The sequence below is a fragment of the Actinacidiphila sp. bgisy160 genome, from assembly GCF_965342435.1.
In the GTDB taxonomy this organism is placed as follows: Bacteria; Actinomycetota; Actinomycetes; order Streptomycetales; family Streptomycetaceae; genus Actinacidiphila.
Genome location: NZ_CBDRCM010000055.1, coordinates 1 through 16,570, shown reverse-complemented (window position 1 = coordinate 16,570; position 16,570 = coordinate 1). Strand labels below are relative to the sequence as shown.

Genomic DNA, 16,570 nt, shown 5'->3' with positions numbered 1-16,570 from the left:
ACTGTACGTCCGGTGGGGTGGTGTCCTGCACGGGGCTGGGGCCTAGCACCAGGCGATGGGCAAGGGAAGCGTTCTGCCGATATGTGGGTGCGGATTCACCCGATACGGCGAATGCGGGGCGCTCGAGTGGTGAGTGAGTCGATACAGAACGTTACATTCGCGCCGTTCTGCGGATGGACCCGCGGCCCACGGACGGTGAACACCGCGCCGGACGCCCGGGACGCCGCGCACCCGAACGCCCGCAACCCAGCACGCCCGCACGTCCGGAAGGCAGGGGACCGCACCACTGATGTCCGACCGTTCCTCGCAGCGCCCCCCGAACCGTCAACTGGCCGCCCTGATCGCCGAAGCCGGGTTCTCCAACGCCGGGCTCGCCCGCCGGGTGGACCAACTCGGCATCGAGCACGGTCTGGACCTGCGGTACGACAAGACCTCCGTCACCCGGTGGCTGCGCGGCCAGCAGCCCCGGGGCACGACGCCCGCCCTCATCGCCGAGGTCTTCACCCGGCGGCTCGGGCGCCGGCTGTCCGCCCACGACCTCGGGCTCGACGCCGTCGCCCCGGTCTACGCGGGGCTGGAGTACGCCGCCTCCCCGGAGGAGGCCGTGGAGATCGTCTCCGGGCTGTGGCGGAAGGACACCGGGAACCAGGCCGACCTCCGCAAGATCGCGTTCACCCCCGCGGGGCTGGTCGTCCCCAGCCGCGACTGGCTGATCGGCCGGGCGGACGACCGGGTGGGGCGCGGCCCCGAGCCCGGCACGGGCCCGGCCGGTCCGGGCCACGGCGGCGGTCCGGGGACCGCGCGGCTGCCCGCGCAGCGCGCCGGTGGCGGCTCACGGGGGGCGCTCACACCGGTCGCGGTCGCCGCGCCCGCGGTGTTCGGCGGCAACGGGCAGCGGGTCGGCGTGGGGGACATCGCCGCCCTGCGCTCCGTCGGCGAGCTCTTCCGCACCCTCGACAACGCCTACGGCGGCGGCCACGCGCGGCAGGCCCTCGTCCGTTACCTGGAGCACGAGGCCGAACCCATGCTGCGCGGCACCTACGGGGAGGCCATGGGACGCCGCCTGTTCGCCGCGGTCGCCGACCTCACCCGGCTCGCCGGCTGGACCTCGTACGACATCGGCGCGCACGGGCTCGCCCAGCGGTACTTCGTGCAGGCCCTGCGGCTCGCGCAGGCCGCCGGGGACCGCGTCTACGGGGGGTACGTCCTCGTCACGATGAGCCGCCAGGCGGTCTACCTCGGGCACGGCCGCGAGGCCGTCCAGCTGGCCCGGGTCGCCCAGCAGGGCGTCGGCAGCGGCGCCCCGCCGGTCGTGCAGGCGCTCTTCCACGCGGCGGAGGCACGTGGCCACGGGCTGCTCGGTGAGGTCCGCGCCTGCACGGCGGCACTGGTGCGGGCCGAACGCGCCCTGGAGGCGGTCAGGAACGGCGACGACGTGCCGTCCTGGGCGCGCTTCTTCGACGAGGCCCAGCTGGCGGACGAGTTCGGCCACTGCCATCGCGACCTCGGCCAGTACCGGGCGGCCTCGCAGCACGCCGAACGCTCGCTGCAACTGCGCGGCCAGGCGTACGCGCGCAGCCGCGTCTTCTGCCGCACGGTGCTGGCCGCCGCGCGGCTCGGCCTCGGCGAGGTCGACGCCGCATGCGCCCTCGGCGCGGAGGCCATGCAGGCCGCCGTCGAGATGCGGTCGCTCCGCGCCGTCGAGTACGTCCGCGACTTCGGCCGCCGCCTCGAAACCCATCGCGACGCCGCCCCCGTCCGCGCCTTCCACGACCGCGCGACGGCCCTGGGCGTGCCCGTGGGGTGACGCCCGGCGGGCGCCGGACAGAGCGGTGCCGTCGAGGTGGTCGTGCGAGCAACCGGCACCGCTCCGGCGCCTGAACCCCCGCCGACCGCCGGCCCGCACGGCGGCGACGGCCCGACGCCCCCATCCTCCCCTCCGCAGCCCGCCGCTTTGCGCCGAAGGCGCGAGACGCGGGGAGAGCCGAAGTACCCGGGGGACCCGACGAAGGGGCCCTACGCGGCGAGTGGCTGCGTGCCAGGGCCCTGGCCGAGGCCCACGTCACGAAGGAGGTGCTGGGCCGCGCGTCGCCCGGAGAGCAGCGCCCCCTGCACCGCTCCGGCGCCTGAACCCCCGCCGACCGCCGGCCCGCACGGCGGCGACGGCCCGACGCCCCCATCCTCCCCTCCGCAGCCCGCCGCTTTGCGCCGAAGGCGCGAGACGCGGGGAGAGCCGAAGTACCCGGGGGACCCGACGAAGGGGCCCTACGCGGCGAGTGGCTGCGTGCCAGGGCCCTGGCCGAGGCCCACGTCACGAAGGAGGTGCTGGGCCGCGCGTCGCCCGGAGAGCAGCGCCCCCTGCACCGTGCTGGTGTCCCGGTGGTCCCCGCACACATAGAGCCCCTGCAGGATCCGCACCGGACGCCGCAGGTCGTGCGGGGCCGTCATCGCCGGCAGCGCCTCCGCGTCGTGGTGGACGGCGAGCAGTTCCCAGCCCGCCGTGGACGTTCCGTAGAGCTCCGCCAGGTGGGCCCGGACGGCGATGTCGTCCGGCGCGGGGGCTGCCGCGGGGCCGAGCAGTACGGACGTGACAAGGGCGCGGCCCACGGGGGCGCGGGAGGGGTCGACGAGGCTGGCCGGAAAGGTGTGGGAGACCGGGCCGCGCCGGTCCGCGTCGAGCACGAGCGCGGGCTGCTTCAGCGGCGCCGCCGGTGCGGCGTGGTGCAGGACGGTGACGCCGTGGAAGCCGGGGACGCGCAGCCCGGGCAGCAGTCCGGCCGCCGCGCGGGCCCCGGTGGCGACGACCACGGCCCGGCACGGGATCTCGTCCCCGCCCGCGGTGCGGACGCCGTTGGTCGCCGCCGCGACCGCCCGCACCCCGGTGCGGACCGTCCCGGTCGGCAGCGCGGCCGCCAGCGCCTGCGGCACCGTGGCGGCGCCGCCCGCCGGCAGACACGTACGGCCGAGGGCGAAGCCGCGCAGGACCAGGTCGGCGACCCGGCTGGACGTCGTCAGGTCCGGGTCGCAGAGCAGCGCGGACAGCAGCGGCCGCAGGTACCCGTCGACCGTGCGGGGCGCGAAGCCGCGCGAGGCGAGGGCGGCGGCGGCCGTGGTCTCGGGGCGGTCCAGGAGGCGCTCGACGGGGGAGCCGGCGAGGCGGTTGAGGGCCGTCCGCAGCCGGGCCTTGTCCAGCGGCGAGCCGATGGGCGCGCGGGCCGCGGCCAGCGCGGCCCGCGGGTCGCCGACGCGGTAGCCGCGGCCGGCGGCCCGTACCAGTACGCCCGGGAAGAGCGGCCGCAGCTGCAGGTCCCGCAGGCCCGGGGTGCGGCGCAGCTCCGGGTAGGAGGTGTTGAGCAGTTGTGGACCCCGGTCGAGGAGGAAGCCGTCGACCTTCTCGGTGGCCATGCGGCCACCCACCCGGTCCTCTGCCTCCAGCACGGTGACGGTGAGCCCGGCACCGGTGAGGTGATGCGCCGCGCAGAGCCCGGCGAGGCCGGCCCCGATCACGCACACGTCCGTCTGTGAACCCGTAGAGCGTGCTGTAGAGAGCACGTTGCCCCTCCCCGAGGTCGGCACGTTTCCCCGCTCGCGTCAGCTGGCGCTGGAACCGTCATGCCCACTCCCGCGCCAACTGATGCCGGAAAACGGCTGTGGGTGGCATTCAGTGCCTTTCTTCGGCCAGCGCGGCCCGGATCGCCTCGTCGATCCCGGGGTGGGCGTGGCTGAACCCGGAGTCCAGCAGCACCCGTGGCACCGCGCGGGTGCTGCCGAGGATCTCGGTGGCGAACTCCCCGACGACGCTGCGCAGTACGGGCCCGGGGACCGCGAACACCGTGGGCCGCCGCAGCACCCGTCCCATCGCCCGGGTCACCTCGGTGTTGGTCAGCGCCTCGGGCGCGCACAGGTTGACCGGGCCGGAGACTGACTCGGTGTCGACGATGTGGCGCAGCGCCGCGATCTGGTCGTGCAGCGAGATGAAGCTCCAGTACTGGCGCCCGTCGCCGAGCCGCCCGCCCAGGCCCGCCTTGAAGAGCGGGAAGAGCCGGCCCCAGGCGCCGCCCCTGCCGGAGACGACCAGCCCGGTGCGGGCGAACGCGGTGCGGACGCCCGCGTCGCGGGCCGGGCCGGCGGCGGCCTCCCAGTCGCGGCACACGGAGGGGAGGAAGCCGGTGCCCAGCGGTGAGCTCTCGTCGACCCGGCGGTCGCCGGTGTCGCCGTACGCGGTGATGCCGGAGCCGCTGACGAGCACCCGCGGCGGGGTGTCCAGGGAGGCGAGGGCCCGCGCGAGGGTGGCGGTGCCCTGCACGCGGCTGTCGCGGATGGTCCGCTTGTAGGCGTCCGTCCAGCGGTGGTCGCCGACCCCGGCGCCGGCGAGGTTGACGACGGCCTCCACGCCCTCGAGCCCCGCGGTGTCGACGGTGCCGCCCCGCGGGTCCCAGCGCACCTCGTCCGGCCCGGACGGCTCCCGCCTGACGAGGCGTAGGACCTCGTGCCGGTCGGTGAGCAGGGAGCGGACCAGGGCGGAGCCGATGAGGCCGGACGAGCCGGTGATGGCGATGCGCATGGGGTAATCGTGGCGCAGAACGGCCCTGGGGGTATGGGAAGGTGACGCTCATGTCCGACATCCGTGTGCGCCCGGCCCTGCTCTCCGACGACCCCGCGCTCGCCCGCCTGGAGCGGGCGACCTGGTCGACCCTGCACGCGGTGCGGCCGCCGCTGGAGGAGAACGAGGACTTCTTCGGCGAGACCTCGGGGCCGGACGCGTTCCTGGTGGCGGAGACCGATGGCCGCCTCGCGGGTTTCGTCGGGATGGCGCCGCCGACGCCGCTGGCCTCCAACGCCCATGTGCGCCAGATCCGGGGCCTGGCGGTCGACACCTGGGCGCGGGGCCGCGGGGTGGGGCTGGAACTCGTCCTGGCGGCCGTCGAGGAGGCCCGCCGGCAGGGCGCGGTGCGCGTCACGCTGCGGGTGCTGGGTCACAACACCCCGGCCCGGCGGCTGTACGAGGCGGCCGGGTTCACCGTGGAGGGCGTGCTGCCGGGGGAGTTCCTGCTGGACGGCGGGTACGTGGACGACGTGTGCATGGGGCGCCGGGTCTGAAGGCGCACCCGGTAGGGCCCCGGCGCTCCGCGACGCGCGGCCGGGCTCAGCCGAAGCGTTCCCAGAGCCGGGGGAATCGTTCCGCCACCGCGGCCGCGTTCTCGAAGTCGATGTAGACGCCCTCCGGCTCGGCGGGCTGCGCCGGCAGGTCCAGATCGGGCAGCCGGACACCAGTGAGCTGCTCGTACGCCTCGTCCGCCGCGTATCCGAGGTCCTCCGCGTCGCCGTCCACCTCCGGGTCGAAGGAGCCGGTCATCTCCGCGAGGCTGTCGGGGTCGTGGACGGCCTGCTCGAAGACGTGCCGTCCCTGACCGATGAGCCAGCACCGGAAGAAGTCGAACGCGTCGTCACCGGCGCCGCCCAGCATCAGGTCGGCGGCGCCCCACACGTCCCAGCGGTAGGCCCGGTTGAAACGGCTCTCGAAGTGCCGCGCGAAGTCGACGACGGACTCCGGGTCGAGCTGGGTCAGCCGTTCCACCAGCAGGTCGGCCTGCTCCTCCGGGTCGCCCCCCGCTGCCTCGCGCGTGCTGTCGACGATCTCCCAGAACTCCGTCTCGTCCATCACCGCTCCAGCATCCTGGCTGCGGCCCTCCGACGCACGCGGAACACGGCAGGCGCGGCCCCGTGTCGCCGGGACCGCCGAAAGCGGCCCTCAGCCGTAGACGGCGGCCATGGCGCGGACCGCCTCGGCCAGCCGCTCGCGCAGGGCGGCCGGGCCGAGCACCTCGGCGTCGGGGCCGAGGGACAGCAGCTGTTCGTAGGCGACGTCCCGGCTCTCGACGGGGAGCGTGACGGTCACCCGCCCCCGTGCGTCCGGCGGCGCGGCGGCCGTGAGCGCCTCGCGGGCGGCGGCGCGGTCGGTGACGTACGGCAGGCGGCGGGCGCCGTCGGGCGTGAGGCGCAGGACGACCTCGTCCCGGAGCATCGAGCGGGCGAACTCGGCGGCGCGGGCCTCCCAGAACGCGGGCAGGTCGAAGTCCGGGTCCCTGCCGAAACGATCCTCCGTGGGTTCCGCCGCGGTGAACCGGTCCACCCGGTAGACCCGGACGTCCGCGCCGCAGCGCGCCACCGCGTACCAGACGCCCCCCTTGAGCACGAGGCCGTACGGATCCAGCTCGCGCGCCACCTCCTCCTCCCCGCGCCGGTAACGGGCCCGCAGCCGCCGGTCGCCCCACACCGCCTCGGCGAGCGCCGGCAGCAGTCGCGGCGTCTGCGGCTCCTGCCACCAGCCCGGCGCGTCCAGGTGGAAGCGTTGTGCCGCCGAGCGCGGCGCGTCCCGCAGTTCGGGCTGCAGGGCGGCGGAGACCTTCAGGCGGGCCGAGGAGCCCGCGTCGTGCAGGCCCATGGCCCGCAGCGCGGCGGGCACCCCGGACAGGAACAGCGCCTCCGCCTCCGCACGGGCCAGCCCGGTCAGCCGGGTGCGGTAGCCGTCGACCAGCCGGTAGCCGCCGGCGCGTCCCCGCTCGGCGTAGACCGGCACCCCCGCCTCGGACAGGGCCAGCACGTCCCGGCCGACGGTGCGCTCGGACACCTCCAGGGCCCCGGCGAGTTCGGCCGCCGTCATCGACTCGCGGGACTGGAGCAGGAGGACGAGGTGGATCAGTCGTGCCGCACGCATACCCCGAGGCTATGCGGTCGCCCTGGGCACCGGGACGGGGCCGGTCCGGGAGGTCCGGACCGGCCCCGCCGGAGCCCGCTGCGTGCGCATCAGCGCGGGGGGAAGGACACCGCAGCGCGCAACCCGCCGGGGCAGCCGGGCCGGTGGGGGCGGTGGCGCCCCGGCGGGAGCCGGTGACGGTGACGCGCCGGCCACCGCCGGGCGGTCGTCGGCTCGTCGATCCGCCGTTGCCGCAGGGCGGGTTCGCCGGTGTCCGGCTGCCCGGCCCTGCCCCCCGGAGTACGTCCGCCGGGCCCGGACCGTTCAACGCGGCGGGGGCCGGCCCGGGGAACGGCCGAGGCCCCAGCCCGGGAAGGGGCTGGGGCCTCGGCCGTCGTACGGTCCCGCGAGGACTCCGGTCGGTTACAGACCGAGGTCGCCCTCGAACTCGCCGGCCTCGAGACGGGCCTTGACGTCGTTCAGGTAGCGGGCGGCGTCCGCGCCGTCGACCAGCTGGTGGTCGTACGACAGGGTCAGGTACGCCACGTCGCGGATCGCGATGGTCTCACCCAGGTCCGGGTGGTTGACGACCATCGGGCGGCGCACGGTGGCGCCGATGCCGAGCTCGGCGACCTGCGGGTAGTTCACGATGATCGTGTCGAACAGCGCACCGCGCGAGCCGGTGTTGCTGATCGTGAACGTGCCGCCGGACAGGTCGTCCGGGCTGATCTTCTTGTTGCGGACCTTGCCGGCCAGCTCCGCCGTCTTCTTGGCGATGCCGGCCAGGCTCAGGTCGCCGGCGCCCTTGATGACCGGGACCATCAGGCCCTGCTCCGAGTCCACCGCGATGCCGACGTTCTCGACGTCGTGGTAGGTGACGGTGCCGTCCTCGTTGATCTTGGCGTTGATGACCGGGTGGGCCTTCAGCGCCTCGGCGGCCGCCTTCACGAAGAACGGCATCGGCGAGAGCTTGACGCCCTCGCGGGCCAGGAAGGACTCCTTGGCCCGGGCCCGCAGCCTCATGATCCTGGTGACGTCCACCTCGACCACGGTCGACAGCTGCGCCTGGCTGTGCAGCGCCTTCATCATGTTCTCGGCGATGACCTTGCGGATGCGGGTCATCTTGACGGTCTGCCCGCGCAGCGCGGCGGCGGCGGCCGGCACCGTGACGCCCGCGGACGGGGCCGGGGCGGTCGGCGCGGCAGCGGCGGCCTTGGCGGCCTCGGCGGCGGCCAGGACGTCCTGCTTGCGGATGCGGCCACCGACACCGGTGCCCTTGACCGTCGCCAGGTCCACGCCGTTCTCGGCGGCGAGCTTGCGCACCAGCGGGGTCACGTACGCGCCCTCGTCGGTCGGCGCCGTCGCCGAGGGGGCGGCCGGAGCGGCCGGGGCCGGGGTGACCGGAGCCGGAGCCGCGACCGGGGCGGGGGCCGGGGCGACCGGAGCGGGGGCCGGGGCCGGAGCGGCCGGGGCCGGGGCGACCGGAGCGGGGGCCGGGGGCGCGACCGGGGCGGGCGCCGGAGCCGCGGCGGCCGGGGCCGGAGCGGCGGCGGGGGCCGCGCCGGCGGCACCGATGACGGCGAGCTTGGCGCCGACCTCGGCGGTCTCGTCCTCACCGACGAGGATCTCCAGCAGGGTGCCGGCGGCCGGCGACGGGATCTCGGTGTCGACCTTGTCGGTGGAGACCTCGAGCAGCGGCTCGTCGGCCTCGACGCTCTCGCCGACCGACTTCAGCCAGCGGGTGACGGTGCCCTCGGTCACCGACTCGCCCAGCGCCGGCAGCAGCACCGGGGTGCCCTCGGCGCCACCGGCCGGGGCCGCGGCCGGAGCCGGAGCGGGAGCGGGGGCCGCGGCGGCGGGCGCCGGGGCAGGGGCCTCCTGCACCGGAGCCGGTGCGGGGGCCGCGGCGGCGGCCGGGGCGGGAGCGGCAGCGGGGGCGCCCGTGCCGTCGTCGATGACGGCCAGCTCGGCGCCGACCTCCACCGTCTCGTCCTCGGCCACCTTGATGGAGGAGAGGATGCCGGAGGCGGGCGCCGGGATCTCGGTGTCGACCTTGTCGGTCGACACCTCGAGCAGCGGCTCGTCGGCCTCGACGCGCTCACCCTCGGCCTTGAGCCAGCGGGTGACGGTGCCCTCGGACACGCTCTCGCCGAGCGCCGGCAGGGTTACGGAAACCGCCATGGTTTCGGTTGCTCCTAACGATCTGTGCGGATGGTTCTGCGTGTCCGTGAGTCAGTCGTGCGAGTGCAGCGGCTTGCCGGCCAGCGCGAGGTGGGCCTCGCCGAGGGCCTCGCTCTGCGTCGGGTGCGCGTGGATGAGCTGCGCGACCTCCGCGGGCAGGGCCTCCCAGTTGTAGACCAGCTGGGCCTCGCCGACCTGCTCGCCCATACGGTCACCGACCATGTGGACGCCGACCACCGCACCGTCGCGGACCTGGACGAGCTTGATCTCGCCCGCGGTCTTGAGGATCTTGCTCTTGCCGTTGCCGGCCAGGTTGTACTTCAGCGTGACGACCTTGTCGGCGCCGTACAGCTCCTTGGCCTTGGCCTCGGAGATACCCACGGAGGCGACCTCCGGGTGGCAGTACGTGACGCGCGGCACGCCGTCGTAGTCGATCGGCACGGTCTTCAGGCCGGCCAGCCGCTCCGCGACGAGGATGCCCTCGGCGAAGCCGACGTGGGCCAGCTGCAGGGTCGGGACGAGGTCGCCGACCGCGGAGATGGTGGGCACGTTGGTGCGCATGTACTCGTCGACGAGGACGTAGCCGCGGTCCATGGCGACCCCGGCCTCCTCGTAGCCCAGGCCCTGGGAGACCGGGCCGCGGCCGACGGCCACGAGCAGGACCTCGGCCTCGAACTCCTTGCCGTCGGCCAGGGTGACCTTGACGCCGTCGGCGGTGTACTCGGCCTTGGAGAAGAAGGTGCCGAGGTTGAACTTGATGCCCCGCTTGCGGAACGCGCGCTCCAGCAGCTTGGAGCTGTTCTCGTCCTCGGCCGGCACGAGGTGCGGCAGGCCCTCGACGATGGTGACGTCGGCGCCGAAGGACTTCCACGCCGAGGCGAACTCGACGCCGATGACGCCGCCGCCGAGGATGATCGCCGACTTCGGCACGCGGTCCAGGACCAGCGCGTGGTCGGAGGAGATGATGCGGTCGCCGTCGATGGCCAGGCCCGGCAGCGACTTCGGCACGGAGCCCGTCGCCAGCAGCACGTGCCGGCCGGTGTAGCGCTGGCCGTTCACGTCCACGGACGTGGGGGAGGAGAGCCGGCCCTCACCGGTCACGTAAGTGACCTTGCGGGAGGCCACCAGGCCCTGCAGGCCCTTGTAGAGGCCCGAGATCACGTCGTCCTTGTACTTGTGGACCCCGGCGATGTCGATGCCCTCGAAAGTGGCCTTGACACCGAACTGATCGGCCTCGCGGGCCTGGTCCGCGATCTCACCGGCGTGCAGCAGAGCCTTCGTGGGGATGCAGCCGCGGTGCAGGCAGGTGCCGCCGAGCTTGTCCTTCTCGATCAGGGCGACGTCCAGACCGAGCTGCGCCGCGCGCAGGGCCGCGGCGTAGCCGCCGCTACCGCCACCGAGGATCACTAGGTCGAAAACGGTGCTGGCGTCGTTCGCCACGTCACGTCCTCCATGCATGGATACGCCGGAGCCGGTCCGTCGTGACCGGGCGGCGGCTTTTGTTCGGCCGCTTCTGTTAAACGGGGCCCTGTCGTGCCGAGACAACATCTTCGCACTTGTTCGGGGCGGACGAGGCACCGGGCCGGTGTCTGAGACGTACGGAACGTCCCCGGCCGGGGCTACTCGCCGGTATCCCCCTACGGAATACGGAGCGGTTGCGCTCTTTGCTCGCTCTTGGCGAACGCGTACGGCCCCGGATGCCATACCCGGGGCCGTACGGAATGTGCCGAGGCTTACACCGCGGTCAGAGCAGCTCGCCCTCGCCGGCCTTCTCGGCCACGCGCACCAGGGTGCGGATGGCGGAGCCGGTGCCGCCCTTGGGGGTGTAGCCGAAGGGGCCGGACTCGTTGAAGGCGGGGCCCGCGATGTCCAGGTGGGCCCAGGTGATGCCCTCGCCGACGAACTCCTTCAGGAACAGGCCGGCCGCCAGGCCGCCGCCCATGCGCTCGCCCATGTTCGCGATGTCCGCGGTGGGGGAGTCCATGGCCTTGCGCAGGTCGGCCGGGAGCGGCATCGGCCAGGACGGCTCGCCGACCTCGGTCGCGACCTCGTGCACCGCGGTGCGGAAGGCGTCGTCGTTGGACATGACGCCGAAGATGCGGTGGCCCAGGGCCAGCACCATGGCGCCGGTCAGGGTCGCCACGTCGATGATCGCGTCGGGCTTCTCCTCCGAGGCGCGGGTGAGGGCGTCGGCCATGACCAGGCGGCCCTCGGCGTCGGTGTTGAGCACCTCGACGGTCTTGCCGCTGTACATCCTCAGCACGTCGCCGGGGCGGGCGGCGCTGCCCGAGGGCATGTTCTCGGCGAGCGCCAGCCAGCCGGTGACGTTGACGGGCAGGCCGAGGCGCGCGGCGGCGACCACGGTGGACAGCACGGCGGCGGCGCCGCTCATGTCGCACTTCATGGTCTCGTTGTGACCGGCCGGCTTCAGGGAGATGCCGCCCGAGTCGTAGGTGATTCCCTTGCCGACCAGCGCCAGGTGCTTGGCGTCGCGGCCCTTGGCGCCGGTGTAGGCGATCTTCACCAGGCGGGGCGGGTTCGCCGAGCCCTGGCCGACGCCCATGATGCCGCCGTAGCCGCCCTTGACCAGTGCCTTCTCGTCCAGCACCTCGATCTTGAGGCCGTGCTCCTTGGCGGCCTCCTGCGCGAGCGCGGCGAAGGACTTCGGGTGGAGGTCGTTCGGCGGCATGTTGATCAGGTCGCGCGCCCGGTTGACCTCCGCCGCGACGACGGCGGCCCGCTCGGCGGCGGCCTTGAACGCCTTGTCCCGCGGCTTCGCGCCGACCAGCGCGACCTCGGCGAGCGGCGCCTTGCCGCCCGACGACTGGTACGTGGTGTACACGTAGGCGCCGAGCAGCGCGCCCTCGGCGACCGCCTGCGCGGCGTCCGCGTCCTGCACCGGGAGGGCGTAGGCGGCCTTCTTCGAGCCGGCCAGCGCGCGGGCGGCGGCACCGGCGGCCTTGCGCAGCGCCTCGGTGTCGTACGAGGCGCCGTCGGCCGGGGCCTCACCGAGCCCGACCGCCAGCACGACCGGGGACTTCAGGCCGTCCGGGGAGGGGAGCTTGGTCACCTCACCCTCAGCGCCCGAGGCGCCCAGTGTCTCGAGCGTCGCGGCGAGCCGGCCGGCGAAGGCCTGGTCCACCGCCTCCGCCCCGGCGGCGACCTCGGGGCCCTTGGCGCCCTTGGTCACACCGACGACGACGGCGTCAGCGCGCAGCGCTGCCGCGGAGGAGGTGCTGAGAGTCAGTGCAGTCACGGTGATGCGGATCCTGTTCCTTCGGGGGTCCAATACTTGACGCCGGACTCCGTCCGGCTCCCCCTCGGGTCCCGACGCCGGGCGTCCTTCGCGGCACGGGCAGGGGGGGTGCAGCACCGACCTTACGCTCACTCCTGTCACTTGCGACCGCGACCTGCTCCCATGGCGGCGAAGGCGCGGGTTTTCCCTAGCGGAGCGCGCCCGCCCGGCACCCCGGGCAGGGTCCCGATCCGCCGCCGCTCGGCGGGAGTTGGGGCATCCGCCCGCCCTTGGTGAGGCCGTCGCCGGGCGCTCAGCCCAGGGTGAGCACCAGGAGCGCGGTCGTCGCGGAGGTCTCGCACAACGCGCCGAAGACGTCACCGGTGACGCCGCCCAGGCGTCGGCGGCACCGCAGCAGCAGCAGTTCCGCGGCGGCAAACGCCAGCGCCGCGGCCACCGCGCAGCGCACCGCGTCCGGCAGGCCGAGGGCGGCCCCGCAGGCGGCGCACACCAGAACCGTCAGCCCGGCGAGCGCCCAGGCGGTACGAGCGGGGACGGCGCCCGCCACGGCCGCGCCGAGGCCGCCGGGACGGGCCGCGGGAACGCCGTCGCGGCAGGCCAGCGTCATCGCCGCGCGGCCGGTGAGCCCGGCCAGGGCGGCGGCCACCGCGCCCCGGGTCCAGGACTGGCCGTACAGTTCGGCGAGCGCGGCGACCTGCGCCAGCAGGACGAGGACCAGGGTGAGCACGCCGAAGGGGCCGATGTCGGACTGCTTCATGATGCGCAGCGCGTCCTCGGCGGGCTTGCCGCTGCCGAGCCCGTCGGCGGTGTCGGCCAGCCCGTCCAGGTGCAGCCCCCGCGTCAGGGCGGCGGGGACGGCGGCGCCGGCGACCGCGGCGGGCAGCGGCCCCGAGCCGAGGAGCAGCAGCAGTCCGCCGGCCGCCGCCGCGCACAGCCCCACGACCAGTCCGGCCGGCGGCGCCCAGAGCATCCCGGCGCGGGCCGCCGGGCGGTCCCAGCGGGTGACCCGGATCCGCAGCACCGTCAGCGTGCCGAAGGCGAAGCGCAGTCCGTCGGCGGCCGAAGCGGCGGGGGGTGCGGGAGCGGGGGCGGGGTCGGCGGTCATGGCGTGCAGGGTAACGGCCGGTCCGGAACGGTATGAACGACGCGCGCTGGTCGGGCCAGGCCCGTTGCGGCGGCCACAGGACCGGCGGCCTCACCGGGCGCTCAGGCCCCGGCACGTCCGCTGGGGGCAGGGCGCGCGGCGGCTGGCGCCGGTCCCCCGGACGGTGATGGTGAGCGTCTGCGCCTCGACGGCCGAGGCCTCGCCTCGGCCGTCGAGGCGCGGCGCTCGCGGTGGCGGTCGGCCGCTCCGGGCCCTCGATCGTCTTCGTGCCGCCGAGCAACCCGGTGATCAGGGCCGGCTGCCGCACGGAGGGGCGGGCGCGCACCTCGTCCAGGGTCCGCGGCACGGCATCGTGGACCTGGGCGGGCACCCGCCGGGTACCGCGGCGGCCGTCGCGGCCTCGCCGTACCCGGCGGCCTCCCGCCGCCACAGCGAGGCGTCCGGGGTGCGGCCGGGAAGCCCGCGGCCCACGCGCTCGCCAGTCCGGCCGGGGATGTTCGCCGCCCTTCTCGCAGAGCAGGAGACGCGGCTCCCGGACCGGCCGGTACTCGGCGCTCGCGCGGTGCCCGGCACCCAGCAGGCCGGCCAGGCCGACCATGCGCGGATACCCGACGGTGGACGCCGCGCCGCGTTCGGCCAGACCGAAACAGGCCGTTCCCATAGGTCCGGAACCCAGGGGAACGGCCTGTTTCGCGACGTGTCAGAAACGTTCCGGCAGCTCCGCCGACAGGGCCGCCGCCGCCTTGAGCAGGGGTAGTGCCAACAGCGCACCAGTGCCCTCACCCGCCGTCACCTTCTGGTCCAGCAGCGGTTCGATGGACAGCCGGTCCAGCGCCTTGACCTGGCCGGGCTCACCGCTGGCCTGCCCGGCCAGCCACCAGTCCGGCGCCCGGAAGGCGATCCGCTGCGCGACCAGCGCGCACGCCGCGGACACCACACCGTCCAGCACCACCGGCAGCTTCCGCACCGAGGCCTGCAGCAGGAAACCGGTGATCGCGGCCATGTCCGCGCCGCCGACCGCCGCCAGCAGCTCCAGCTGGTCGCCCAGCACGGGCCGGGCCCGGCGCAACGCGTCGCGGATCGCCGCGCACTTGCGCATCCACGCGATGTCGTCGATGCCCGAACCGCGGCCGGTCACCACCGAGGCGTCCGTACCGCACAGCGCCGCGATGAGCACCCCGGCAACCGTGGTGCCGCCCACGCTCAGGTCGCCGAGGAGCACCAGGTCCGTGCCGGAGTCGGCCTCCTCGTCGGCGACGGCCATCCCGGCCCGGAAGGCCGCCTCGGCCTCCTCGGCCGTCAGCGCGTCCTCCACGTCGATCCGGCCGGAGCCGCGCCGTACCCGGTGCGCCGTCACGTCGGCGGGCAGGTCCTCGGCCGGGGCGTCCACGCCCACGTCCACCACCCGCACCGCCGCTCCGTACTGACGGGCCAGCACATTGACCGGCGAGGCCCCGTCCAGGACATGCCGCACCAGCTCCACCGCGGTGCCCGCCGAACGGGCCGACACCTTCAGCGCCGCCACCCCGTGGTCCGCCGCGAAGAGCACGGCCTTGGGCCGCTCGATCGGGCGTACGGTCGCCACGCCCTGGGCCGCCGACAGCCAGTCGGCGAGCTCGGCCAGTCCGCCCAGCGCGCCGGCCGGGCGCACCAGCCGCTGCCAGCGGTCGCGTGCGTCACGGCGCACACCGGCGTCCGGACGCTCCACCAGGGTCGCGAAGTCATCAATGTTCAGGCCGCTCACGGGGTCGAACACTACCGGTCCGGGGGGCCGCGCGCCGAGGTCAGCCCCGCAGCGCCACCGCCTGTCCCGCGACCACCAGCAGCACGTGTTCGGACTCGTCGGCCAGCGCGACGTTCAGCCGCCCCAGCTCGTCGCGGAATCTGCGTCCGGCGGCGGTGGCCGGGACGACCCCGGAGCCGACCTCGTTGCTGACCGCCACGACCGTGCGGCGGGTCGCGCGCCAGGCCGCCACCAGCTCCCCGACGCGGCGGCGCAGTTCGCGCTCGGCGCCCTCCGCCCACTGTTCGTCGTCCCACGCGCCGAGCGCGTCCATGGTGTGCGTCAGCCACAGCGACAGGCAGTCGATCAGCAGCGCGGGCCCGTCCCCGTCGGCCAGCAGCGGCAGCAGGTCGCAGGTCTCCACCGTCCGCCACGACTGCGGGCGCCGCTCCCGGTGCAGCGCCACCCGCTCTGCCCACTCCGGGTCGCCGCCCGGCGTCCCGCCGGTGGCCACGTAGACCACGTCGGGGAAGGCCGACAGCCGTCGCTCCGCCTCCACCGACTTGCCCGACCGTGCCCCGCCCAGGACGAGTGTGCGCCGCGGCACGTCGGGCACGTCGTGGAGGTCGCCGACCGTCAGCGTCGTGCCGTCCGGCACCGCCCGTACGCCGAGCGCGGCCAGCCGGCGCCGCAACTCCGGCCCCGGGTGGACGCGGTGGTCCAGGTGGACCGCGAGGACGTCGGTGGTGCTCCCGACCGCGCCGGCCGCGCGCAGCCGCGCCAGCGCGTCCGGCCGGCCCACGGCGTCCAGCAGCACCATCCGGTACGGCTCCACGGCCTCAGGCAACCCCGCGGGGGCGCACTCCGGCGGCAGGTACAGCAGCCGTTCGCCCTCCGGTCCCGTCACCTCGTACCCGGAGCCGGGCGCGTCGACCGGCACCGCCAGGACCCGGTGCCCGGTCCGCAGCGTGATCTCCTGCCCGGGCGCCACCCGGCCCGGCGCGGGCGGTCCCGCCGGGATCTCCAGGGCCGGCCCGTCGTGCGGGTGCGACAGCAGCACCTGGCGGACCCCGGCGAGCGAACGGCCGGAGCGGGCCGCGGTCAGCGCGAGACCCGGCGTCAGGTCGAGCAGCAGCACCCCGTCCACGAGCAGTGCGGTCGCCGCCCGCGCCTGGTCGCCCACCGCCGTCGCGCACGCCGCGCACGGGCAGTCGGTCAGGGGCACGCCGCCGGGGCCGCCGGTGCCGAGGAGAGTCAGTTCCACGTGCAGATCCTCTCGCGTCCGCGCACGCTACGCTGCCGGGCAGGCACCCCCAGGGACGAGGAGACGGACATGGCGTGGACGTGGCGTTTCGAGAAGACCGACGGCACGGAGGCCACCCCCGCGGTCGAGCCCGAGGAGTTCACCACGCAAGGCGACGCCGAGTCCTGGATCGGCGAGGTCTGGAAGGACCTCCTCCAGGGAGGCGCCGACCAGGTACACCTCTTCGAGGACGGCACGAAGATCTACGGCCCGATGAGCCTGCACGCCGACGAGTGACCGCGCGCCCGGGCGGCCGGGGGATCCGGCCGCCGCCCCCCGCGGGGGGCGGGGGGGGGGGGGGGCCC

The 16,570-nt window shown here is 75.2% G+C and carries 13 protein-coding genes; 3 read left to right on the top strand and 10 right to left on the bottom strand.

The window, feature by feature from the left end:
* Window positions 1–289 precede the first annotated feature (289 nt).
* A complete protein-coding gene (locus tag ACRWNP_RS30480) occupies window positions 290–1,807 on the top strand; it encodes a regulator (RefSeq protein ID WP_431967040.1) in 1,518 nt (505 codons plus the stop codon).
* Window positions 1,808–2,265: 458 nt separating this feature from the next.
* Here ACRWNP_RS30480 and ACRWNP_RS30475 read toward each other — a convergent pair whose 3' ends face one another.
* A complete protein-coding gene (locus tag ACRWNP_RS30475; RefSeq protein ID WP_431967038.1) occupies window positions 2,266–3,552 on the bottom strand; it encodes an NAD(P)/FAD-dependent oxidoreductase in 1,287 nt (428 codons plus the stop codon).
* Between the two features lie 109 nt (window positions 3,553–3,661).
* Complete coding sequence (locus ACRWNP_RS30470) at window positions 3,662–4,564, bottom strand: TIGR01777 family oxidoreductase (RefSeq protein ID WP_431967036.1); 903 nt, start codon at window positions 4,562–4,564, stop codon at window positions 3,662–3,664.
* 50 nt (window positions 4,565–4,614) lie between these two features.
* Here ACRWNP_RS30470 and ACRWNP_RS30465 point away from each other — a divergent pair, with 50 nt between their 5' ends.
* Complete coding sequence (locus ACRWNP_RS30465; protein ID WP_431967034.1) at window positions 4,615–5,100, top strand: N-acetyltransferase family protein; 486 nt, start codon at window positions 4,615–4,617, stop codon at window positions 5,098–5,100.
* 46 nt (window positions 5,101–5,146) lie between these two features.
* Here the strand turns inward: ACRWNP_RS30465 and ACRWNP_RS30460 are convergent, their stop codons facing one another.
* The 8 genes from ACRWNP_RS30460 to ACRWNP_RS30425 form a co-directional block, all read right to left on the bottom strand.
* Window positions 5,147–5,662, bottom strand: a complete 516-nt coding sequence (locus tag ACRWNP_RS30460; RefSeq protein WP_431967032.1) for a DUF4240 domain-containing protein — start codon at window positions 5,660–5,662, stop codon at window positions 5,147–5,149.
* Window positions 5,663–5,752: 90 nt separating this feature from the next.
* Complete coding sequence (locus ACRWNP_RS30455; RefSeq protein WP_431967030.1) at window positions 5,753–6,718, bottom strand: helix-turn-helix transcriptional regulator; 966 nt, start codon at window positions 6,716–6,718, stop codon at window positions 5,753–5,755.
* Window positions 6,719–7,120: 402 nt separating this feature from the next.
* Window positions 7,121–8,878, bottom strand: a complete 1,758-nt coding sequence (gene sucB / locus ACRWNP_RS30450; RefSeq protein ID WP_431967028.1) for a 2-oxoglutarate dehydrogenase, E2 component, dihydrolipoamide succinyltransferase — start codon at window positions 8,876–8,878, stop codon at window positions 7,121–7,123.
* A 51-nt stretch (window positions 8,879–8,929) separates the two neighbouring features.
* The gene (gene lpdA / locus ACRWNP_RS30445) at window positions 8,930–10,318 is read right to left on the bottom strand and encodes a dihydrolipoyl dehydrogenase (RefSeq protein ID WP_431967026.1); all 1,389 of its coding nucleotides are present in this window, start codon (window positions 10,316–10,318) and stop codon (window positions 8,930–8,932) included.
* Between the two features lie 304 nt (window positions 10,319–10,622).
* Window positions 10,623–12,134 (bottom strand): leucyl aminopeptidase, encoded by a 1,512-nt coding sequence (locus tag ACRWNP_RS30440; RefSeq protein ID WP_431967024.1) that lies wholly within the window; start codon window positions 12,132–12,134, stop codon window positions 10,623–10,625.
* 292 nt (window positions 12,135–12,426) lie between these two features.
* On the bottom strand, window positions 12,427–13,239 hold the full coding sequence (locus tag ACRWNP_RS30435) for an adenosylcobinamide-GDP ribazoletransferase (RefSeq protein WP_431967022.1): 813 nt from the start codon (window positions 13,237–13,239) through the stop codon (window positions 12,427–12,429).
* Between the two features lie 700 nt (window positions 13,240–13,939).
* Window positions 13,940–14,983 (bottom strand): nicotinate-nucleotide--dimethylbenzimidazole phosphoribosyltransferase, encoded by a 1,044-nt coding sequence (gene cobT, locus ACRWNP_RS30430; protein WP_431967020.1) that lies wholly within the window; start codon window positions 14,981–14,983, stop codon window positions 13,940–13,942.
* 40 nt (window positions 14,984–15,023) lie between these two features.
* Window positions 15,024–16,226, bottom strand: coding sequence for a bifunctional adenosylcobinamide kinase/adenosylcobinamide-phosphate guanylyltransferase (locus ACRWNP_RS30425; protein WP_431967018.1), 1,203 nt, complete (start codon window positions 16,224–16,226; stop codon window positions 15,024–15,026).
* A 69-nt stretch (window positions 16,227–16,295) separates the two neighbouring features.
* Here ACRWNP_RS30425 and ACRWNP_RS30420 point away from each other — a divergent pair, with 69 nt between their 5' ends.
* Window positions 16,296–16,502 (top strand): hypothetical protein, encoded by a 207-nt coding sequence (locus tag ACRWNP_RS30420; protein WP_431967016.1) that lies wholly within the window; start codon window positions 16,296–16,298, stop codon window positions 16,500–16,502.
* Window positions 16,503–16,570 lie beyond the last annotated feature (68 nt).